Source organism: Bradyrhizobium guangdongense, from assembly GCF_004114975.1.
In the GTDB taxonomy this organism is placed as follows: domain Bacteria; phylum Pseudomonadota; class Alphaproteobacteria; order Rhizobiales; family Xanthobacteraceae; genus Bradyrhizobium; species Bradyrhizobium guangdongense.
In genome coordinates this window covers 3,254,613-3,275,911 of sequence record NZ_CP030051.1, presented here as the reverse complement: position 1 = coordinate 3,275,911, position 21,299 = coordinate 3,254,613, and the positions used below count along the sequence as shown (strand labels likewise).

Annotated in this window: 21 protein-coding genes and 1 pseudogene; 11 read left to right on the top strand and 11 right to left on the bottom strand. The window is 64.1% G+C overall.

The annotated features are described in order from the left end of the window. Positions 1 to 14: 14 nt before the first annotated feature. Positions 15 to 905, top strand: coding sequence for a crotonase/enoyl-CoA hydratase family protein (locus tag X265_RS15555; RefSeq protein WP_128965611.1), 891 nt, complete (start codon positions 15 to 17; stop codon positions 903 to 905). 13 nt (positions 906 to 918) lie between these two features. Here X265_RS15555 and X265_RS15550 read toward each other — a convergent pair whose 3' ends face one another. From X265_RS15550 to X265_RS15530, 4 genes are all read right to left on the bottom strand, one after another. Continuing rightward, entirely contained in the window at positions 919 to 2,964 is a 2,046-nt protein-coding gene (locus X265_RS15550) for a methyl-accepting chemotaxis protein (protein ID WP_128965610.1), read from the bottom strand. Between the two features lie 110 nt (positions 2,965 to 3,074). Beyond that, positions 3,075 to 4,052, bottom strand: a complete 978-nt coding sequence (locus X265_RS15545) for an NADPH:quinone oxidoreductase family protein (RefSeq protein WP_128965609.1) — start codon at positions 4,050 to 4,052, stop codon at positions 3,075 to 3,077. Further along, positions 4,052 to 4,660 carry a 2-hydroxychromene-2-carboxylate isomerase gene (locus X265_RS15540; protein ID WP_128965608.1) on the bottom strand — a complete coding sequence of 203 codons (609 nt, stop codon included), beginning with the start codon at positions 4,658 to 4,660 and terminating at the stop codon, positions 4,052 to 4,054. The genes X265_RS15545 and X265_RS15540 overlap by 1 nt, the downstream gene beginning before the upstream one ends. A 140-nt stretch (positions 4,661 to 4,800) precedes the next feature. Further along, complete coding sequence (locus X265_RS15530; RefSeq protein ID WP_128965606.1) at positions 4,801 to 5,502, bottom strand: glutathione S-transferase N-terminal domain-containing protein; 702 nt, start codon at positions 5,500 to 5,502, stop codon at positions 4,801 to 4,803. 133 nt (positions 5,503 to 5,635) lie between these two features. On the opposite strand from X265_RS15530, the gene X265_RS15525 reads away from it, so the two are divergent. Continuing rightward, the gene (locus X265_RS15525) at positions 5,636 to 6,658 is read left to right on the top strand and encodes a methionine synthase (protein ID WP_128965605.1); all 1,023 of its coding nucleotides are present in this window, start codon (positions 5,636 to 5,638) and stop codon (positions 6,656 to 6,658) included. Between the two features lies 1 nt (position 6,659). Here X265_RS15525 and X265_RS15520 read toward each other — a convergent pair whose 3' ends face one another. The 3 genes from X265_RS15520 to X265_RS15510 are packed head-to-tail and all read right to left on the bottom strand — an operon-like array spanning position 6,660 to position 8,595. Then, complete coding sequence (locus X265_RS15520) at positions 6,660 to 7,277, bottom strand: hypothetical protein (RefSeq protein ID WP_128965604.1); 618 nt, start codon at positions 7,275 to 7,277, stop codon at positions 6,660 to 6,662. 15 nt (positions 7,278 to 7,292) lie between these two features. Beyond that, positions 7,293 to 7,820 (bottom strand): xanthine phosphoribosyltransferase, encoded by a 528-nt coding sequence (gene gpt / locus X265_RS15515; RefSeq protein WP_128965603.1) that lies wholly within the window; start codon positions 7,818 to 7,820, stop codon positions 7,293 to 7,295. Positions 7,821 to 7,857: 37 nt separating this feature from the next. Further along, entirely contained in the window at positions 7,858 to 8,595 is a 738-nt protein-coding gene (locus X265_RS15510) for a competence/damage-inducible protein A (protein WP_128965602.1), read from the bottom strand. 276 nt (positions 8,596 to 8,871) lie between these two features. Between X265_RS15510 and X265_RS15505 the strand changes: the two genes are divergently transcribed. From X265_RS15505 to X265_RS15485, 5 genes are all read left to right on the top strand, one after another. Beyond that, entirely contained in the window at positions 8,872 to 10,290 is a 1,419-nt protein-coding gene (locus X265_RS15505; RefSeq protein WP_128965601.1) for a circularly permuted type 2 ATP-grasp protein, read from the top strand. Between the two features lie 4 nt (positions 10,291 to 10,294). Next, positions 10,295 to 11,239, top strand: a complete 945-nt coding sequence (locus X265_RS15500) for an alpha-E domain-containing protein (RefSeq protein ID WP_128965600.1) — start codon at positions 10,295 to 10,297, stop codon at positions 11,237 to 11,239. Between the two features lie 60 nt (positions 11,240 to 11,299). Next, entirely contained in the window at positions 11,300 to 12,148 is an 849-nt protein-coding gene (locus X265_RS15495) for a transglutaminase family protein (RefSeq protein ID WP_128965599.1), read from the top strand. A gap of 81 nt (positions 12,149 to 12,229) precedes the next feature. Further along, a complete protein-coding gene (locus X265_RS15490; protein WP_128965598.1) occupies positions 12,230 to 12,988 on the top strand; it encodes a proteasome-type protease in 759 nt (252 codons plus the stop codon). 24 nt (positions 12,989 to 13,012) lie between these two features. Further along, positions 13,013 to 13,771 carry an SDR family oxidoreductase gene (locus X265_RS15485; protein ID WP_128965597.1) on the top strand — a complete coding sequence of 253 codons (759 nt, stop codon included), beginning with the start codon at positions 13,013 to 13,015 and terminating at the stop codon, positions 13,769 to 13,771. 48 nt (positions 13,772 to 13,819) lie between these two features. On the opposite strand, the gene X265_RS15480 is transcribed toward X265_RS15485, so the two are convergent. Beyond that, positions 13,820 to 15,043: an MFS transporter gene (locus X265_RS15480; protein WP_164938607.1), complete on the bottom strand. Its 1,224-nt coding sequence runs from the start codon at positions 15,041 to 15,043 to the stop codon at positions 13,820 to 13,822. 172 nt (positions 15,044 to 15,215) lie between these two features. Between X265_RS15480 and X265_RS15475 the strand changes: the two genes are divergently transcribed. Next, the gene (locus tag X265_RS15475) at positions 15,216 to 16,466 is read left to right on the top strand and encodes a NupC/NupG family nucleoside CNT transporter (RefSeq protein ID WP_128965595.1); all 1,251 of its coding nucleotides are present in this window, start codon (positions 15,216 to 15,218) and stop codon (positions 16,464 to 16,466) included. Positions 16,467 to 16,491: 25 nt separating this feature from the next. On the opposite strand, the gene X265_RS15470 is transcribed toward X265_RS15475, so the two are convergent. Beyond that, positions 16,492 to 17,043 (bottom strand): cupin domain-containing protein, encoded by a 552-nt coding sequence (locus X265_RS15470; RefSeq protein ID WP_128965594.1) that lies wholly within the window; start codon positions 17,041 to 17,043, stop codon positions 16,492 to 16,494. Positions 17,044 to 17,222: 179 nt separating this feature from the next. Further along, the gene (locus X265_RS15465; RefSeq protein ID WP_128965593.1) at positions 17,223 to 17,510 is read right to left on the bottom strand and encodes an usg protein; all 288 of its coding nucleotides are present in this window, start codon (positions 17,508 to 17,510) and stop codon (positions 17,223 to 17,225) included. A gap of 401 nt (positions 17,511 to 17,911) precedes the next feature. On the opposite strand from X265_RS15465, the gene X265_RS15460 reads away from it, so the two are divergent. The 3 genes and pseudogenes from X265_RS15460 to X265_RS42080 all read left to right on the top strand — a co-directional run. Next, a complete protein-coding gene (locus X265_RS15460) occupies positions 17,912 to 18,226 on the top strand; it encodes a co-chaperone GroES (RefSeq protein ID WP_092293891.1) in 315 nt (104 codons plus the stop codon). A 45-nt stretch (positions 18,227 to 18,271) separates the two neighbouring features. Beyond that, positions 18,272 to 19,912 (top strand): chaperonin GroEL, encoded by a 1,641-nt coding sequence (gene groL / locus X265_RS15455; protein ID WP_128965592.1) that lies wholly within the window; start codon positions 18,272 to 18,274, stop codon positions 19,910 to 19,912. Between the two features lie 90 nt (positions 19,913 to 20,002). Continuing rightward, positions 20,003 to 20,281 (top strand): annotated as a pseudogene (locus X265_RS42080) (GIY-YIG nuclease family protein); the annotation flags it as partial. Positions 20,282 to 20,469: 188 nt separating this feature from the next. Here X265_RS42080 and lepB read toward each other — a convergent pair. Continuing rightward, positions 20,470 to 21,213 (bottom strand): signal peptidase I, encoded by a 744-nt coding sequence (gene lepB, locus X265_RS15445; RefSeq protein ID WP_128965591.1) that lies wholly within the window; start codon positions 21,211 to 21,213, stop codon positions 20,470 to 20,472. Positions 21,214 to 21,299: the final 86 nt, after the last annotated feature.

The window sequence follows — 21,299 nt, the reverse complement described above, 5'->3', positions numbered from 1 at the left end:
GAAGGAAACCACTCATGGCGTATGAGACGATCAAATACGAGGTCGCCGAGCAGATCCTCACCATCACGCTGCACCGGCCCGACAAGCTCAACGCCTTCAACGCGCAGATGCAAGGAGAATTGATCGACGCCTTCGACGCCGCCGACAAGGACGACAATGTCCGCGCCATCATCGTCACCGGCGCCGGACGCGGCTTTTGCGCAGGCGCGGATCTCTCCTCCGGAGCCGATACGTTCGATCGCGACGCGCGGCGCGGGCCGGTGAAACGCTTTGCCGACGGCAAGGTCGATTACAGCGATCCGCAGGTGCGCGATGGCGGCGGCCAGGTCACCTTGCGCATCTTCAAGTGCCTCAAGCCGGTGATCGCCGCGGTGAACGGCCCCGCCGTCGGCATCGGCGTCACCATGCAGCTCGCGATGGATATTCGCATCGCATCCGAAGCGGCGCGCTTCGGCTTCGTGTTCTCCCAGCGCGGCATCGTGCCGGAGGCGGCCTCGAGCTGGTTCCTGCCCCGCATCGTCGGCATCTCGCAGGCGCTGGAATGGTGCTATTCCGGCCGCGTCTTCCCGGCGCAGGAAGCGCTCGCCGGCCGCCTCGTCAGCAAGGTCGTCGCCCCCGACGATCTCTTGCCGACCGCCCGCGCGCTGGCGAAGGAATTCGCAGCCAAAACCGCGCCGGTGTCGATCGCGCTGATCCGGCAGATGATGTGGCGCATGATGGGCGCCGACGATCCCATGGAAGCCCACAAGGTCGACAGCCGCGGCATCTACGCCCGCGGCCGCTCGGACGACGTGAGGGAAGGCGTGGTGTCGTTCCTGGAGAAGCGGCCGGCGCAGTTCAAGAACAAGGTTTCCAGCGACATGCCGGATTATTTCCCGTGGTGGACCGAGCGGGAGTACAAATAGCGCGCTTTCGAACCTATGCCGCCTTGATCGCGCCGATGAAGGTCTCGACGAACTGACGCATGCTTTCCGACTGTCGCGTCAGTTCCTCAGAAGCATCGAAAACTTCGCCCGCGGCGGCACTGGACTCGCTCGATCCAAGCTTGACGCTCTGGATGCTCTGGGAAATCTCTCCGGTCCCCCGCGCGGCCTCCTGAACGTTGCGGGCGATTTCCCGTGTGGCGGCGTCCTGCTCGACGACCGCCGCGGCGATCGAAGCCGTGATCTCGTTGATCTCTTCGATCGTGACGGTGATGCCGTGAATTGCGCCCACCGCCTGTTCGGACGTCGTCTGGATCGCGGTGATCTGGCTGCGGATGTCGTCTGTCGCTTTGGATGTCTGTTCGGCGAGGCTTTTCACCTCCCCTGCGACGACTGCAAATCCCCTGCCCGCGTGACCGGCCCGGGCCGCCTCGATCGCCGCATTCAACGCCAGCAGATTCGTCTGCCTCGCGATCTCGTTGATCAGCGTCAGCACGTCGCCGACCGATGCAGCGGCCGATGACAGGCTCTTGACCGTTTCGTTCGTACGGCGGCCGTCGACGGCTGCCTTCTGCGCGATCTCGGCCGACTGCGTCACACGCCGGCCGATCTCGGCGATCGAATTGGACAGTTCCTCGGTGGCTGCCGCCACGGTCTGCATGTTGGTGGAGGCGACCTCCGTCACATCGGCCACGCCGGCCGCTTCGTCGCTGGTCCGACCTGCGGACTTGTTCATCCTTGCCGCCGTCGCCTCGAGCTGCGATGAGGCGGAAACGACGGTTTCGATCACCTCGGCGACGTCGGTATTGAAGCGATCCGTGAGCTCGCCGATGCGCGTTGTGCGCGCGGCGCGCTGCGCGGTGGCCTCGCGTTCCCGCGCGTTGAGCTCGACGGTGCGGACTAGATTGTCCTTGAAGAACTGGACGGCGCGCGCCATCGCGCCGATCTCGTCGCCCCGATCGGTCGCATCGACCTGCTGATCGAGCTTGCCGCCGGCAAGCTGGGTCATGGCGTTGGCCAGCTGACCGATCGGCGCCGTGATGCTCCGCGCCATCATCGAAACCGCCGCCATGCTGGTCAGCAGCGCCAGCAGGGCAAGCCCGGTCACCAGGCCAAGGCTGAAGGTGGCACCGTTCTTTTTCTTGGCCATCAGGTCGGCCAGATCGGTGACCAACCCATCCTCCACCTTCTTCATCAGGTCGATCCGAACCGTCGCAGCATCGAACCAGGTCTTGCTGTCGAGCGAACCGAACTCCCCGGCAAGCCCCCCTCGCTCGACCACTCTGCGCATGCTCCCGAACCTGTCGACCGCCGGCCCTGACAGTTGCGAATTGAGCAGCTCCCTGGCGGGAGCGGATGCAACCGCACGGAAAGACGCGAAGAAACTGTCCTGTGCCGCGGCAAGGCCGATCGCCCGGACGTAGGCCTGTGGCTCGAAACGGCCGGCGGCAATCGCGCCGGCGACGGTGGCCCGTTCCAGACCGGCCCGCTCCTTGGCTTCCACCAGATTGGCATGCGCCGCGATCGACCGCGAAATCTCGTCATCCGTTGCAAGCTTGGAAATGCCCGACATCACGATGATCAGACGCCCCACGATCTCGGTGAGAGCGCCCGTTGCCGCGGCCGGAGCGATGGCCTGGCGATCGACCTGCTCGCGCAGCGTATCCAGCCGCCCGAGACTCTCCGTCGCTGCCTGACTGCTAGACGTCAGCCGGCCGCTTCTCTCCCGGGCCAGATCAGCCAGCGCTTCAAGCGCCCTTGCCCGGCCGGCATCCGTGCGACCACGCTGCTGCAGCAGTTCGGGCCCCAACTGTCCGCCCTTGCTGCTCAGAAAGGTCAACGACAGGCCGCGCTCGCGTTGAAGCTCGTGAACCAGGCCGCTCAACTTGCCGACCCCATCCACGACCGGCTGCATCTCCGCCATTTCCGAGCGCACAGCCCATTTGGCGGAAATCTCGTAGAACGCCATCATGGCGAGCGTCGCGAGGGGCAGCAGCGCCGCCAGAGCGATGCGGTGGAGTATTCTTGTGTTCTTGAACATCAACCGAGTTCACGTTGTGCACTCGTGATAGGATAAGACTGGTAAAGAAAACGCGTTACGCGAGTGACCAAAGCTTGGGCTGCATCTGCTCAGAAATTCGGCAGATCCGATCAGTCCGTCACCAGCGCTACGCGCCCGATCGCCTTTCGCTCGATCAGCAGCCGCATCGCCTTCGCACAGTCCTGCAGCGGCAGGCGATGGGAGACGTTCGGGCGCAGCTTGCCCTCCTCTGCCCATTGCAGCAGCGCTTTCAGCCTGACCTCACCGAGCGCCGGATTCCGGCGTACGGCTTCGCCAGCGCGGACGCCGAGCACGCTGGCGCCCTTGATCAGAAGCAAGTTGGTCTTGGCCGAACCGATGCCGCCGGTGAAGCCGATCACCAGCAGCCGTGCGCCCCAGGCGATGCAACGCATCGAGTCTTCGAAAACCTGGCCGCCGACCGGATCGAACACGACGTCGGCGCCGCGGCCGTGGGTGATGCGCTTGACCGCCTCGCGAAACGGCTCGCGGTCGTAGCGAACGAGATGATCGGCGCCGCGCGACTTTGCGATCGCCAGCTTCTCGTCGCTGGACGCGGTCGCGATCACGGTGGCACCCAGCATCTTGCCGAGCTCGACCGCTGCAAGACCAACGCCGCCACCGGCACCGTGGACCAGCAGCACCTCGCCAGGCTCGACCCGGCCGCGCTCGATCAGCGCATGATAGGCGGTGCCGTGACCGGCGAGATAGGTCGCAGCTTCCGCATAGTCGAAGGTCGACGGCTTCGGGGTGAGCTGCGACGGCGTCACCACCACCTCATCGCTGAAAGCGCCGTGGCGCATTTTCACGATCACCTTGTCGCCGACGGCAGCGCCCCTCGCCTCCGCGCCGACCTCGATGACGTCGCCGGCGGCTTCCATGCCGGGCGTGAACGGCAGCTCCGGCTTGAGCTGATAGTCGCCGGCCGCCATCAGCACATCAGGGAAATTCAGCCCGGCGGCGCGGATCGCGACGCGGACCTCGCCCGGCTTCAAGGAACGCGACGGAATTTCTTCCAGCCGCAACATTTCGGGCGCGCCGAGCGCGCGGCAGACGACAGCTCGTACCATCAGGCCGCGCTTGCCTTGTTGCGCAGCAGCGCCTCGCGGATCAGCGGCAGGCGGTCATTGCCGAAATACATGTCGGTCTTGTCGACAAAAATGGTCGGCGAGCCGAAGCCGCCGCGTGCGACGACCTCTTCCGTGTTGGCCTTGAGCTGATCCTTGATGCCCTGCTCGGAAATGCCGGCAAAGAACTTCTGCTCGTCGATGCCGACCTTCTTGCAGATCTCCGCCAGCACCGCGTCCTGCGAAATGTCCTTGTCGTCGCCCCAATAGGACTCGAACACTGAAGTCGCGAACGGCACCATGTCCTTAGCCAGCCAAATGCAGCCGCGCATCGCCTTGACGCTGTTCACCGGGAACACCGTCGGCGGCATCTTGATCGCAAGACCCGCCGAGCGCGCCCAATCCTGAAGATCCTTCTTCATGTAGCGCGCCTTCAGCGGCACCGGTTTCTCACGTTGCGCATAGACGCTGGGATTGACCGTATTGAAGATGCCGCCGACCAGGATCGGCCGCCAGATGATCTCCGCACCGAGTTCTTTCGCCAGCGGCTGGATGTTGTGGAAAGCGAGATAGGTCCAGGGGCTGGAGCAGTCGAAGAAGAATTCGATCATGGCGATTTCCTTTGCTTGTATTCGGCACGCTCTATCCTCCGTCATTGCGAGCACAGCGAAGCAATCCAGACTGCCGCCGCCGAAAGATTCTGGATTGCTTCGTCGCAAGGGCTCCTCGCAATGACGACGGGACGAGCAGCCTACTTCTTTCCCAAAACTTCCTTAGCCCGCTGGCCAAACATGATCTTGCGTGATTCCTCGTCGAACGGCTCTTTGACGAATTTTCCGATCGCAAGCCCCGCCTGCACCTGCGGCCGCGCGCGCACCTCGGCGTACCAGCGCTTGACGTTCGGATAGTCGTCGAGCGTAAAGCCTTGCGCCTTGTGGGTCATGGTCCAGGGGAAGCAGGCGATGTCGGCGATGGAATAGTCGCCGGCGACATAGGCGCCGGTCTTGGCGAGCTGGCGATCGAGCACGCCATAGAGCCGCGCCGCCTCGTCGCGGTAGCGCTCGATCGCGTAGGGAATCTTCTCGGCCGCATAGAGCGCGAAATGGCCGTGCTGGCCGAGCATCGGCCCCAGCCCCGCCATCTGCCACATCACCCATTGGATCGTGGTGGAGCGCCCGCGCAGATCGCTCGGCAGGAACCGGCCGGTCTTCTCCGCCAGATAGATCAGGATCGCGCCCGTCTCGAACACCGAAAACGGTGCGCCGCCGTCGGCCGGCTCGTGATCGACGATTGCGGGAATGCGGTTGTTGGGAGAGATCGCCAGAAACTCAGGCGCGAACTGCTCGCCGGCGCGGATGTTGACGGGCTTCACGGTGTAGGGAAGCCCGAGCTCCTCCAGCATGATCGAGATTTTCCAGCCGTTCGGCGTCGGCGCGTAATGGAGATCGATCACGAGCTTTCCTCTGGCCTTCCCCTTGGGCCTTCCCTGCCGTCGCCGCTGAATAGAGGGCGACTTTTGTTGTTCTGTACCTCGACGTTAAGACATGGCAGACAGAGGCGCAATCACAACCCGCCGGGAGGGACCCATGCTGTTTCCAACGACGATCGCCGGATCCTTGCCCAAGCCGGAATGGCTCGCGGAGCCGAACATGCTCTGGGCGCCCTGGAAGTCTGAAGGCGACGAGCTCGTCCGCGCCAAGCGCGATGCGACGCTGATCTGGCTCAAGATCCAGGAAGATGCCGGCATCGATATCGTGACCGAGGGCGAGCAGGCCCGCCAGCACTTCGTGCATGGGTTTCTCGAGAAGATCGAGGGGATCGATTTCGCCCACAAGGTCGAGATGGGCATTCGCAAGGACCGCTACAAGGCGATGGTGCCGCAGGTGGTCGCGCCGCTCCGGCTCAAGGAGCGCGTCCACGCCTTCGAGGCGCGCGTCGCCCGCACGCACACAAGGAAGAAACTGAAATTCACCCTGCCCGGCCCGATGACCATTATCGACACCATCGCCGACCGCTATTATGGCGACCGCATCAAGATGGCTTTCGCCTTCGCCGAGCTCTTGAACGAGGAAGCCAGGGCGTTACAGGCCGATGGCGTCGATCTCGTGCAGTTCGATGAGCCCGCCTTCAACGTCTACATGGACGAGGTCAATGATTGGGGCATCAAGGCGCTGGAACGCGCGGCGCAAGGGCTGACCTGTACCACCGCCGTGCACATTTGCTACGGCTACGGCATCAAGGCCAACACCGACTGGAAGGAAACGTTAGGCAGCCAGTGGCGGCAGTACGAGCAGATCTTCCCGGCGATCGACGCCAGCCCGATTCAGCAGGTCGCGATCGAGTGCCGCAATTCGAAGGTGCCGCTCGACCTGCTCGCGCTACTGAAGAACAAGATCGTTCAGGCCGGCGTCATCGACGTCGCCAGCGACACGGTCGAGACCGCGGAGGACGTCGTCAAGGTGATCGACGCGGTGTCGAAATTCGTGCCCAAGAGCAACATCATCGCCACCACCAATTGCGGCATGGCGCCGATGCGGCGCGAGATCGCCGAAGCCAAGCTGATGGCGCTCGGCGCCGGCGCCGCGCTGGCGCGCGAGAAGCTGGGGTGATCTAGCCTGACGCAGAGCGATGCAGCACCGGCCGGTAGCCGGCGCTCAGCGCGCGCAGTGTCGATGGCGGTGTCAGCAGCATTGGCTCCGTGAGCTCGTGTGTATCGGCCACATAGCCGGCCGCCGACCACAGGAACGCCCGCCCCTGCACCACCAAAAAACTCCGTTCGCCCTGCTGCACCATGGCGCCATCGGGCAGTTCGGCAAGTGGCACCGGCAAGGCGTGCAGGCGCTTCGTGCCCCGATCCAGCCGCTCGCGGTGAAGTGCGGCATCCATCGCCTTGGCGCTGATCCCGGTCACCTCGTTCCCCCTCTCCCATGCAGCCCGAAACCGCTTGGCATCGTCGCGGCGGCAGAAGAAGCAGGGGCGGTGTCCTGCGGCAAAGGCGGTCGCCTCATCCAGGAAGAACAGCTCGGTCCAGCTTCGCCGCGCCATCACCGGCCGGCGCCAGCCGCGGAATTCACACAGGCAGGTGATCCAGGCCGGCGTCGACCAGCGCTTGTTGAGCAGCGTCTTCGTCGCGGGATCATGGATGATGCCGCGATTGCCGGTGAACATCCCCCGGTGCGGGGTGGCGATGATGTCGCCCAGCGGAGTGACGCGGTTTTGCAGAGGCATGGCTGCCTCCGCGCCTCACGCCGCGCCGTCGCGCAGCGGCGGGTGATAGGACAGCGCGGTGTCCCAGGGGAAGAAGATCCAGGTGTCCTGGGAGACTTCCGTGATGAACGTATCGACCAGCGGGCGGCCCTTCGGCTTGGCGTAGACGGTGGCGAAATGCGCATCCGGCAGCATCTCGCGCACCAGCTTGCCGGTCTTGCCGGTGTCGACGAGGTCGTCGACGATCAGGAGCCCCTTGCCGGTGCCGCCGCCGAGCTTCATCGCGGCGTCAGAGATACCCTTGAGAACCTGGAGCTCGCCCTGCTTGTCGTGGTCGTAGCTGGCGATACAGACCGTATCGATCACGCGCACCCCGAGCTCGCGCGCCACGATCGCTGCCGGCACCAGGCCGCCGCGGGTGATCGCGATCACCGCGTGGAACGGACCGACCTCGTTGAGCCGCCAGGTCAGCGCCCGGCAATCCCGGTGGAACTGGTCCCACGACACCGGAAAGGGCCGACCGGCCCGTTCCTCTGCGCTCAATTGCGGTGTTTCACCAGCCATCGTCGTCTCCTGCCAATCATCGTCCGGCAGCCTTCTGCTACCGGGTGATGTTCAATCCCGCCAGCATTTCCTTCACCGCCGCCATCGCGGCGGCGAGCTTATCCGGATCGCGCGAGCGCACCACGAGGTTCGTGTTCGGCTTCTGCTCCTCGTCCATGAAGGGATAGCTGCCGATGATGGTGTCGGGATGCGCCGCGGCGATCGCCCGCAACGGGCTGCCGATGTCGCCTTCCCGCGCATTGGCGCGGACCGATTCGGACAGCATGCGGACACCGGATTTCAGCTTGGGCGCGACGATGTCCATCATCGCCTGCATGATCGAGGGGACACCGGCCATGACGATGACGTTGCCGATCTTGAAGCCCGGCGCGAGGATAGTCGCGCTCTGGATCAACTCGGCACCATCAGGGATGCGGGCCATGCGCAGCCGGGCCTCGTTGAGATCCTGCCCGCTCCAGCGCTCGCGGAATCGGGCAACCACTTCGGGATGGTGGTCGATGCCGACGCCGAACGCCTTGGCGACGCTGTCCGCGGTGATGTCGTCGTGGGTCGGTCCGATGCCACCTGTGGTGAAGACATAGGTGTAGCGTTGCCGCAGTGCATTCAACGCAGCGATGATGTCGTCCTCGTCGTCGGAGACGACCCGGACTTCCTTCAGGTCGATGCCGATATTGGTCAAATACTCGGCGATGAAGCCGATATTCTTGTCCTTGGTCCGGCCGGACAGGATTTCATCCCCGATGACCAGAATGCCCGCCGTGACGATCTCGCTCATAGCTTAAGTCCCTCACCTCAAGTCCCGACTTTGCCGAGGTAACACGTTGAAGTCACGCGGTTTTGCTGCGGAAATAAGCAGTCCTCAGCCATTTTTTCAGGCACCGTCCCGGCCATAGCAGGCAAATGCCCTCTCTCCATGCTTATAGCGCTGGCCCGGCCCTTGCTACCTCCCTGGAGTCATGCACTCTTGCCGCATGGCCAGGACGTTGCGGCCTCCACCGGGGCTTGGCGACCTGTCTATGGCGCAACGCCTTGCGGAGAACAGTCGGGATCTATGGCAGTCGCGTTTGATGAGATGAATATTCCGGGCGGGGACCTTCGCCCCGCCTATCAGGAGCTGGCACGCTGGCTCAAGGAGACGCCTCCCGAGGCGCTCGAATATCGGCGCCAGGAGGCCGAACTCCTGTTCCGCCGCATCGGCATCACCTTCGCGGTCTATGGCGAGTCCGAATCCACCGAGCGCTTGATTCCGTTTGACGTGATCCCGCGGATCATGTCCGGCAAGGAATGGACGGTGCTGGAGAAGGGGCTAAAGCAGCGCGTAAAGGCGCTGAACATGTTCCTGCGCGACATCTATCACGGCCGCGAGATTCTGCGCGCCGAGGTCGTGCCCGACGATCTGATCTTCCAGAACCCGGTATTCCGGCCCGAGATGAACGGCCAGCAGGTGCCGCACGACGTGTACGTGCACATCGCCGGCATCGACATCGTCCGGGTCGACGCCGAGGATTTCATCGTGCTGGAGGACAATGCGCGCACCCCCTCGGGCGTGTCCTACATGCTGGAAAACCGCGAGATCATGATGCGGCTGTTTCCGGATCTGTTCGCCCGCCACAGGGTGGCGCCGGTCGAGCGCTATCCGGACGAGCTGCTCGCCGCGCTCCGCTCGGTCGCGCCGCACAGCGCTTCGGGCGAGCCGACTGTCGCGCTGCTCACGCCGGGCGTCTACAACTCAGCCTATTACGAGCACTCCTTCCTCGCCGACAAGCTCGGCGTCGAGCTGGTCGAGGGCCGCGACCTGATCGTCAAGAACAACGAAGTGTTCATGCGCACGACGGAAGGGCTGAAACGGGTCGACGTGATCTATCGCCGCGTCGATGACGACTTCATCGACCCCCTCACCTTCCGCCCCGATTCCGTGCTCGGCGTTCCCGGGCTGATGTCGGCCTACGCGGCCGGCAACATCACGCTCGCCAACGCGGTCGGCACCGGCATCGCCGACGACAAGGCGATCTATTCCTACATGCCCGACATCGTGAAGTTCTATCTCGGCGAGGAGCCGATCCTGAAGAACGTGCCGACCTGGCGCTGCCGCGAGCCGAAGGACCTGGCTTACGTGCTGGACAATTTAAGCGATCTCGTCGTCAAGGAAGTCCACGGCTCCGGCGGCTACGGCATGCTGATCGGCCCTGCCGCGACAAAGGCCACGATCGAGGCCTTCCGTGAGAAGCTCAAGCGCGAGCCGGAAGGTTTCATCGCCCAGCCGACGCTGGCGCTTTCGACGTGCCCGACCTGCACCGCGACCGGCCTCGCGCCGCGCCATGTCGATCTCAGGCCCTTCGTGCTCACCGGCAGCAAGAGCACGACGATCGTGCCCGGCGGGCTGACGCGTGTGGCGCTGAAGGAAGGCTCCCTGGTGGTCAATTCGAGCCAGGGCGGCGGCACCAAAGACACCTGGATCCTGGACGAGTAGAGACATGCTGTCGCGTACCGCCGAAAACCTCTATTGGCTCGCCCGCTACGTCGAACGGGCCGAATATCTCGCGCGCACCATCGATGCGACCTTGCGCGTCACCGCGCTTCCCGCCGCCTATATCGGCAAGACCAACGAATGGGATTCCGCGCTGCTGACCGCCGGCGTCGCGGAGAGCTTCTATCGGAGCCACGAGGAAGCCAACGAGCACAACGTCGTCGACTACCTCTCGTTCTCGGCCGACAACCCGTCCTCGATCCGGAACTGCATCGAGGCGGCGCGGCTGAACTCGCGCTCGGTGCGCACCGCGCTGACCAGCGAGATGTGGGACACCATCAACTCGGCCTGGATCGAGTTGCAGGAGGTCTGGAGCAAGGGTACCTCGACGCGCGAGGAGCTGGCGAAATTCCTGCGCTTCGTGCAGGAGACCTCGCTGCGCTTCGATGGCTCCGCCTACCGGACCATGCTGCGCAACGACGCCTACTGGTTCTCACGGCTCGGCCTGCATCTGGAGCGCGCCGACAACACTGCGCGCATTCTCGACGTCAAATATCACGTGCTGCTGCCCGAAGAAGAGCACGTCGGCGGCCCGCTCGACTTCTATCAGTGGAGTTCGATCCTGCGCTCGGTCTCGGCGCTGACGGCCTATCACTGGGTCTATCGCGAGACGCTGAAGCCGTGGCTGGTCGCGGATCTCTTGATCCTCAACGGCACGCTGCCGCGCTCGCTGGCGAGCTGCTACGACAATCTCGTGCGCAACCTCGACCAGATCGGCGTCGCCTATGGCCGCCAGGGCCCTGCCCAGCGCCACGCCCGCGGCATCCGCAACCGGCTGGAACACAGCAACATGAACGACATTTTCCAGCATGGCGTGCATGAATTCATTCAGGAATTCATCGCCGACAATTCCAGGCTGGGCGAAATCATCACGAAGCAGTATTTGATTTGATAAACGCGGTCATTCCGGGACGCCCGACGGACCGGCCCGGACTGACGGAAGCAAAACACGATGCGCCTGCGAATCCTGCACACCACGACCTATCGCTACCAGCCGGCGGCAACGAGCGTAATCCAGATCCTGCGGATGACGCCGGGCAGCCATGACGGGCAATATGTGGCGGAGTGGCAGATCGACGTCTCGACCGACACCAAGCTCGACATGCACGAAGACGCGTTCGGCAACGTCACCCATGTGCTGTCCTGCGGGCCCGTCAGCGACATCGAGATCACCGCCGAAGGGCTGATCGAGACTCACGATACCGGCGGTGTGCTGCGCGGCACGGACGAGCGTTTCCCGGCCGGCATGTTCCTGCGTCCGACCGACCTCACGACTGTCAATCCGGCGATGATGGCGGTCGCGCGCCAACTGCGCAGCGAGGCGGAGAGCGACACGCTCGGCTTCCTGCACACGCTGATGAGCGGGATCAGCGATCACATGACCTTCGACGAGGATCCGACCAACAGCGGCACCTCGGCGGCCGAAGCATTCACGCTCAAGCGCGGCGTCTGCCAGGACTACGCGCACATCTTCATCGCCTGCGCCCGCTCCGGCGGCGTGCCGGCGCGCTTCGTCTCCGGCCACTTCCTGCGCTCCGACGGCACCGTGCATCAGGACGCGGGGCACGCCTGGGCCGAGGCATACGTTCCCGATCTAGGCTGGGTCGGTTTCGATCCCGCCAACAGCATCTGCACCACCGACGCCCATGTGCGCGTCGCGATCGGGCTCGACTATCTCGGCGCGGCGCCGGTGCGCGGCACCCGCTATGGCGGCGGCGCGGAGACGCTGACGGTTACGGTCAAGGTCGAGCAGGCCGGCCGCGGCGGCCAGTCGCAATCGCAGTCGCAGCGGCAGAGCTAGCGCCTCCCCCCGACAATCGGGGGTTGGACCGCCCCCCGAAATTGGCTAGTACTTCCGCGCAAACGCGTTCGGGGACTGGAAATGACCTATTGCTGCGGAATCCTGGTTCGGGACGGTCTGGTGATGATCGCCGACACCCGCACCAATGCCGGTCTCGACAACGTCTCGACATTTCGCAAGCTCCATATCTTCTCGAATCCCGGCGAGCGCATCATGGCGATCGCCAGCGCCGGCAACCTCGCCATCAGCCAGTCGGTGCTCTCCACCTTGACCGAGGGTCTGGAAGATCCCAACACGGGCGAGGTCGAGACGCTGATGAACGCGCCGACCATGTTCCAGGCCGCGCAGCGCATCGGTCGGGCGATCCGGGCGGTGCACGCCACCGAGGGGCCGGCGCTGAAATCCGAGGACGTGTCCTTCGACGTCTCGTTCCTGTTCGGCGGGCAGATCAAGGGCGCGCGCATGCGCCTGTTCATGATCTACACCGCCGGCAATTTCATCGAGTGCACCACCGACACGCCTTACCTGCAGATCGGCGAGCACAAATACGGCAAGCCGGTGCTCGATCGCGCCATGCATTACGACGTCGAGCTCTACGAGGCGCTGAAGACCGGGTTGATCTCGATGGATTCGACCATGCGCTCCAATCTCGGCGTCGGCCTGCCGATCGACGTGCTGGTGGTGCGCGCGGACGCCTGCGAAGCCGACCTCAACCACCGCATCGAGGCGGGCGAGCCTTATTTCCACGACCTGCGCTCGCGCTGGTCGGCGGCGTTGCGCGCAGCGCATCAGAACATTCCGCGGCCGCCCTACAAGAACGAAAAAGAACCCAAAACCTGACAACTGAAGAAAAGGCAGGAAACGATGAGTGAAGCGAAAAAGATCGCGCTGGTGACGGGCGCCGGCACCGGCGTCGGACGCGCCGCCGCGCTGGCGCTGATGAACACCGGTTTCACCGTGGTGCTCGCAGGGCGCCGCATGGAGATGCTGGAGGAGACGGCCAAGCTCGGCCCCGCCGGCAAGAGCCTCTGTGTCACCGCCGACATGACCAAGCCCGATTCCATCGCGGCGCTGTTCGCGAAAGTGAAAGACACCTACGGCCGCCTCGACGTGCTCTTCAACAACGCCGGCATGGGCGCGCCCGCCGTCAACTTCGAGGACCTTAGCCTCGAGCAGTGGCAGGCGGTGGTGAATACCAACCTCACCGGCCCGTTCCTGTGCACCCAGCACGCCTTCCGCATCATGAAGGACCAGAGCCCGCGCGGCGGCCGCATCATCAACAACGGCTCGATCTCGGCGCATGCGCCGCGGCCGTTCTCGGCGGCCTATACCTCGACCAAGCACGCCATCACCGGCCTCACCAAGGCGAGCAACCTCGACGGCCGCATGTACGACATCGCGGTCGGCCAGGTCGATATCGGCAACGCCGCGACCCCGATGACCGATCGCATGGTCAACGGCCCCGGCGTGCTGCAGCCCGACGGCACCACCAAGCACGAGCCGCGCATGGATGCGAAGGCGGTCGGCGATGCCGTCGCCTACATGGCCGGCCTGCCGCTCGATGCCAACGTGCTGACGATGACGGTCATGGCGACGAAGATGCCGTTTGTCGGGCGGGGCTGAAGCAAAAAGGCGAAAACAACCCCATGCACAGTAGGCGTCAAGCGACGCCTACTCCAGGCTCTCCACCCGCCGCAGGCTGGGAAACAGCTTCATCCACAACAGCGCCACCGCGACCGTGCAGACGCCGCCGAGCACGGCCGCGGGCATGGCGCCGAACAGGGCCGCCGTCAGGCCGCTCTCGAACTGGCCGAGCTGGTTCGAGGCGTTGATGAAGAGGAAGTTGACCGCGCCGACGCGGCCGCGCATCTCGTCGGGCGTCGCGAGCTGCACCAGCGAGAAGCGGATCACGACGCTGATCGTGTCGGCCGCGCCGAGCGCGGCCAGCGACAGCACCGACAGCCACATCCAATGCGACAGCGCAAACACGATCGTGGCGATCCCGAACACGATCACCGCCTGGAACATGCGCAGGCCCACATGCCTGGAGATGGCGTGGCGCGCCAGCACCATGGTCATCAAGAGCGCGCCGACCGCGGGCGCGGCGCGGAGCACGCCGAGCCCGACCGGGCCGGCCTGGAGGATGTCGCGCGCGTAGATCGGCAGTAGCGCGGTAACGCCGCCGAACAGCACGGCGAACAGGTCGAGCGAGATGGTGCCGAGGATCGCCGGATTTTGGCGGATGAAGCGGACGCCGGCGAAGATGTTGTCCTCGTCGGTCCCCTCCTTGGCGACCGCCTGCGGGCGCGGCTGGATGAAGCCGGTCAGGACCATCCCGAGAATCCAGAACAGCAGCATCACGGCGTAGGCAAGATGCGGCGCGATCGCATAGGCAAAGCCGCCGAGGGCCGGACCCGTGATGGTCGCGACCTGCGCCGCGCCGCTTGACACGGCGGTGGCACGCTGGAGCGAACCCTGCGGCGCGATCAGCGGCAGCAGGGCCGCGGTGGTCGGGCTCTCAAAGGCGCCGGCAATGCCGAGCACGAAGGTTGCGACGAAGATATGCACCTCGCCAACCGCACCGAACCAGGTGATCGCGGCGAGGTAAAGCGCCGTCGCTGCTTCCACCAGCTGGCAGAGCTGCACCACGCGCTTGCGCTCGAAACGGTCGGCGGCGTGGCCGGCGACGAAGACGAGCAGTGCGGTCGGCGCGAATTGCACGAGGCCGACCATGCCGAGATCGAAAGCCGAGCCGGTGAGGTCGTAGATCTGCCAGCCGATCGCCACCGCCGCGATCTGGCTGGAGAAGCGCGACAGGCTGCGCGAGAGCAGGAAGAACAGGAAGGCGCGATGGCGGAGGAGCTCACCGGCGCTGACCGGCGGACTGACGGACATTGGCTGTTCTGGCATCGCCGCTTCGGTCACGCTCTTTTGGTCGGCCCTGATATCGACGCGCCCCGCGTGGCCGAGCCGGGCCTGGATGTCAACAGCGTGCGGCGCCGAGGCGCCTGCGGCATTGCGTTTGCAACGCAAGCGCGGCCATAATCATTGGGGGTTTGGGAACATCATGCTGCGGCTGCAATCGACACTCGGCGTTTTCGCATTGCTGCTGATCGCCTTCGCACTCGCGGAGAATCGCCGCGCGGTCTCGCTTCGACAGGCGCTGATCGGCCTTGTCGTCACCTTCGTCACCGCGATCGTGCTGCTGAAGGTGCCCCTGGTCGCGCATGGCTTCGGCGCCATCAACGACGCGGTCGGCGCCATCTCGGCGGCCTCGCGCGCCGGCTCGTCCTTCGTGTTCGGCTATGTCGGCGGCGGCGCCCTGCCCTTCGAGCTGAAAGTGCCGGGCGCCGATTTCATCCTGGCTTTCCAGGCGCTGCCGATCGTGCTGGTCATGAGCGTGCTGACGACACTCTTGTTCTATTGGCGCGTGCTGCCGCCGGTCGTGCGCGGCATGGCCTGGCTGCTCGAGCGAACGCTTGGCGTCGGCGGCGCGGTCGGGCTCTCGACCGCAGCGAACATTTTCCTCGGCATGGTGGAGGCGCCGCTGTTCGTGCGACCTTATCTCTCACAGATGTCGCGCAGCGAATTGTTTCTGGTGATGACCGGCGGCATGGCCGGTATCGCCGGTACCGTGCTGGTGCTCTATGCGACGCTGCTTGCGCCGCTGATTCCCGACGCGGCCGCGCATTTCGTCATCGCCTCGGTGCTGGGCGCACCGGCCGCGATCCTCGTCAGCCTGATCATGGTGCCCGAAACCTCGGACAAGCGCACCGGCGGCGCGCTGGAAGATCCGGAGATGCACGTCGCCGGCACCATGGATGCGATCGTGAAAGGCACGAGCGCGGGGCTTGAGCTGCTGCTCAACATCGTCGCGATGCTCCTGGTGCTGGTGGCGCTGGTCTATCTCGTCAACGCCATCCTCGGCCTGATGCCGAACATCGGCGGCGCGGCGATCTCGCTGCAGCGGCTGCTGGGCCTCGTGATGGCGCCGGTGTGCTGGCTGATGGGACTGCCTTGGGACCAGGCGGTGACCGCCGGGAGCCTGATGGGCACGAAAACCGTGCTCAACGAGCTCGTCGCCTATGTCGATTTCTCGAAGCTACCACCCGATACGCTCGATGCGCGCTCGCGGCTGATCATGCTTTATGCGATGTGCGGCTTTGCCAATTTCGCCAGTCTGGGCATCATGATCGGCGGCCTCGGCGTGATGGCGCCGGAGCGGCGCGAGGAGATCAACGCGCTGGGGCTGAAGTCGATCGTATCGGGGACGCTGACGACGTGCTTGATGGGAGCGGTGGTGGGGGTGCTGACGTAGGTCTCTCCACCCGTCATTGCGAGACCTACGCCTTCAACTCCACCGTCTTGAACTCCGCCGGCAGGATCACCTCCAGCAATTCCACGTCGTCAGAATAATCCAGGATCATGTGCTTGATCTTCGGCGGCTGGGTCCAGGCGCTGCCTTCTCTCATCATCGTCTCGCCTTGCCCGTCCATGTAGGTCTTCACCCAGCCCTTCAGCACGTAGACCATCTGGAATTCGACGTCGTGATAGTGCAGCTTCGAGACCTCGGCCGGATTGCAGGGCCCCTGCAGGCGGATTACGTGCGCTTGCGCGAGGCCGTGGGTCGCATCGGCAATGCCGAGATCGCGGTACTTTGCGTAGGCGCGCAGGCCGTCGGCCTTGAAGTCTTCCTCGCGGTGATGGCTGATGGCGATGCGCTGCCTGGGGCGCGCGGGTGTCTTCGCTGATGACTTTGCCGGCGTGGTGCGCGCCTTCGCCTTCACCGCCTTGCGGGCCGAGGATCGCGCGGCGGGCTTGGCGCCGCTCCGCTTCTTCACGGCCGTCTGGGCTGCGCTGCGCGACTTGGTTTTCTTGCTTGTTGTCTTGGCCATGGGCCGCCTCCCGTTGTTGTTATGGGAAGAGGCTAGCACGGAAACAGATATCGTAGGGTAGGCAAAGCGAAGCGTGCCCACCGTTGCCGGATGCAATCGTGGAGAGAGATCGTGGGCACGGCGCTTGCGCGCCTTTGCCCACCTTACCAGTGCAAATCCACCCTACGCGAGCGGTGCCGTCAATGCAGCCGGAACACGCCGTCCACGGCGCGGAGTTCGGCGGGCTTGATCAGCTTGGAGTGCGCCACCGTCACCGAATGCAGCGGACCGTCGAGCTTCTGCTGCCAGAAGGCGAGGAAATCGGTCAGCGCCGGGAATTTCGGAAACATGTCGTAGTTCTGCCAGACGTAGGTCTGGAGCAGCGACGGGTGATCCGGCATCCGGTAGAGAATTTGGGCCGTCGTCAGTCCGTAACCCAGCATCTGTTTCCGGAAATCCTCGGAAACGCCCCCAACGCGCAGTCCCATGCCAAACCTCCTTTGCAGGAGCGCATACGGGGGGTGGCTTGGTCCGTGCCCCGGGAGCCACCCGGAAACGATGCGCTCACATAAGACAAGAAATGTGACGCAAACTGACAATTCATCTCAAGCCCAAAAGTTTAACAAGCTGTTGAAATTCAATGCCTTAGCAGCAGACAACACTCCGTGCTAATACGGCCCCAAGGGGCCCCGGGGAGGCCTCCCGGCCCGGTTAACGATCCCAGAGCGAATTTGGCAGACAGCACTTCCGAGTGCTGATTTTTTTGCTACAAACCCTTGCTCCCGCAAAAATCCTGTCCTATTTCACCTTCGCCTGCGCTGGCACTCGCAAGCGTAGATTGCTAACAATGTTGAAATCCTCAATCCGTGCAAATGCTTAGGAGGACTGCATGAAATTCCGTCCGCTTCACGACCGCGTCGTGGTCAAGCGCATCGACGCAGAAGAGAAGACCGCTGGCGGCATCATCATTCCCGACACTGCCAAGGAAAAGCCCTCCCAGGGCGAAGTCGTCGCCGTCGGCCCGGGTGGCCGCGACGAGGCCGGCAAGCTGGTCCCGATCGACCTGAAGGTTGGTGACCGCGTGCTGTTCGGCAAGTGGTCCGGCACCGAGGTCAAGATCGACGGCCAGGATCTGCTGATCATGAAGGAGAGCGACGTGATGGGCGTTCTCGAAGTCAGCGAGTCCAAGAAGAAGGCGGCTTAAGAGCCCCTCTCCTCCCTCCAGTCAAACATCCAAGGAAAATCTCAGATGGCAGCCAAAGAAGTCAAATTCTCGGTTGAAGCGCGCGACAAGATGCTGCGCGGCGTCGACGTTCTCGCCAATGCGGTGAAGGTCACGCTCGGTCCGAAGGGCCGCAACGTCGTGCTCGACAAGTCGTTCGGCGCTCCCCGCATCACCAAGGACGGCGTCACCGTCGCCAAGGAGATCGAGCTCGACGACAAGTTCGAGAACATGGGCGCCCAGATGGTGCGCGAAGTCGCCTCCAAGTCCGCTGACGCGGCCGGCGACGGCACCACCACCGCCACCGTGCTCGCCCAGGCGATCGTGAAGGAAGGCGCCAAGTCGGTTGCCGCCGGCATGAACCCGATGGACCTCAAGCGCGGTATCGACCTTGCGGTCGAGGCCGTGGTCGCGGATCTGCAGAAGAACTCCAAGAAGGTCACCTCGAACGACGAGATCGCCCAGGTCGGCACCATCTCGGCGAACGGCGACCAGGAGATCGGCAAGTTCCTCTCCGACGCCATGAAGAAGGTCGGCAACGAGGGCGTCATCACCGTCGAGGAAGCCAAGTCGCTCGAGACCGAGCTCGACGTCGTCGAAGGCATGCAGTTCGACCGCGGCTACATCTCGCCCTACTTCGTCACCAACGCCGACAAGATGCGCGTTGAGATGGACGACGCCTACATCCTCATCAACGAGAAGAAGCTCTCCTCGCTGAACGAGCTGCTGCCGCTGCTCGAAGCCGTGGTGCAGACCGGCAAGCCCCTCGTGATCGTTGCTGAAGACGTCGAAGGCGAAGCGCTCGCGACCCTGGTCGTGAACCGTCTGCGCGGCGGCCTGAAGGTCGCCGCCGTCAAGGCTCCGGGCTTCGGCGATCGCCGCAAGGCCATGCTGCAGGACATCGCGATCCTGACCGGCGGCCAGGCGATCTCGGAAGACCTCGGCATCAAGCTCGAGAACGTCACGCTCAACATGCTCGGTCGCGCCAAGAAGGTGATGATCGACAAGGAGAACACCACGATCGTCAACGGCGCCGGCAAGAAGGCCGACATCGAGGCGCGCGTGGCCCAGATCAAGGCGCAGATCGAGGAAACCACCTCGGACTACGACCGTGAGAAGCTCCAGGAGCGTCTCGCCAAGCTCGCAGGCGGCGTCGCGGTGATCCGCGTCGGCGGCGCGACCGAGGTCGAGGTGAAGGAGCGCAAGGATCGCGTTGATGACGCGATGCATGCGACCCGCGCGGCTGTCGAGGAAGGCATCGTCCCGGGCGGCGGCGTCGCCCTGCTTCGTGCCTCCGAGCAGCTCAAGGGCCTGCGCACCAAGAACGACGACCAGAAGACCGGCGTCGAGATCGTGCGCAAGGCGCTGTCGGCTCCCGCTCGCCAGATCGCGATCAACGCCGGTGAAGACGGCTCGGTGATCGTCGGCAAGATCCTGGAGAACAAGACCTACAATTACGGCTTCGACTCCCAGACCGGCGAATATGCCGACCTCGTCAAGAAGGGCATCATCGACCCGACCAAGGTGGTCCGTACCGCGATCCAGAACGCAGCTTCGGTTGCCGCGCTCCTGATCACCACGGAAGCCATGGTCGCCGAGCTGCCCAAGAAGGGCGGCGCCGGTCCCGCGATGCCCCCGGGCGGCGGCATGGGCGGCATGGACTTCTAAGGCGACGAAGTCGTCCCGGACGCGGTGCAGCGCAAAGCGGTGCACCGCAGATCCGGGATCACGCTCAACAAATACGAAACCCCGGCAGCGATGCCGGGGTTTTTTGTTTGTTCATGGATACACGCAAAGGTGGCACGATCGTGTGTTCCGTCATTCCGGGGCGGCGCAAAGCGCCGAGCCCGGAATCCATTCCACGGCTTGCTCATGGCCTATTACGTCTACCTGCTCGCCAGCAAGAAATACGGCACGCTCTATCTCGGCGTGAAGAACAATATTGTCAGGCGCACGTACGAGCATAAGAGCAAGGTCGTCGCTGGATTCAGCAAGCGATACTCCGTTAACAAGCTGGTCTGGTTTGAGATCTACGACCATCCCGTAACTGCAATCGAACGCGAGAAGGAATTGAAGAAGTGGCGGAGGGAATGGAAGATCAGACTCATTGAAGAGCTCAGTGGGCCGACCTGTATCCGCAGATTGCGAGCTGAGTTTGCAGACCTATGGATTCCGGGCTCGCGCTTCGCGCGCCCCGGAATGACGAGACGGGAGAGACCGGCCGCTCACCCCACCTTCCCCATCCGGCCCGGACGCAGTCCGCCTCCGGAATCCAGCGACCAGAAGATCCGCGTCACCTTGCCGACGAGGTTGTCCATGGGAATGAAGCCCATCGTTGCCATACGGCTGTCGGTCGAGTTGTCTCTGTTGTCGCCGAGCGCGAAGAAGTGGCCCGGCGGCACGGTGTAGACGCTGGTGTTGTCGAGAAAGCCGTTGTCGGTGCAGTCGTAGGTGACGTAGCTCGCCCCGTTCGGCATCGTCTCGCGCCAGCGCCTGACCCTTCCACCGAACTCGCTGCCGCAAGTCGAGCCGGCGGGAACCTCCTTCAGGGCGATGCGCGTTACCGGGATCTCGTTGAGAAAGAGCTGCCCCTGCCGCATCTGGATGCGATCGCCGGGCAGCCCGACGACGCGCTTCACATAATCGGTCGAACTGTCCTTCGGCGCCCGGAATACGACGACGTCGCCATAATTGGGGTCGGCGGCGCGGAAGCGCCCCGAGATAAACGACGGCGCGAACGGAAACGAGTAGCGGCCGTAGCCGTAGGCATATTTGGCGGCGAAAACGTAGTCGCCGACCATCAGCGTCGGGGCCATCGAGTTGGACGGAATGTTGAACGGCTGAAACAGCACGAAGCGAAACAGGATCACCGGCGACCACAGCACCGGGACGAGCAGGATCAGGACGACGATCGCCTTCCAGTCCCGCGATCGGGCCTTCGGCCTGATGGTGTCCTGAACAACTGTCATGCGCCTGCCCTGCCCAACAAGGTTGTATGCGGAGATTAGCGCAAGCGACGGTTCACACAATCCCGATACGATGACTTGGTCGCGCC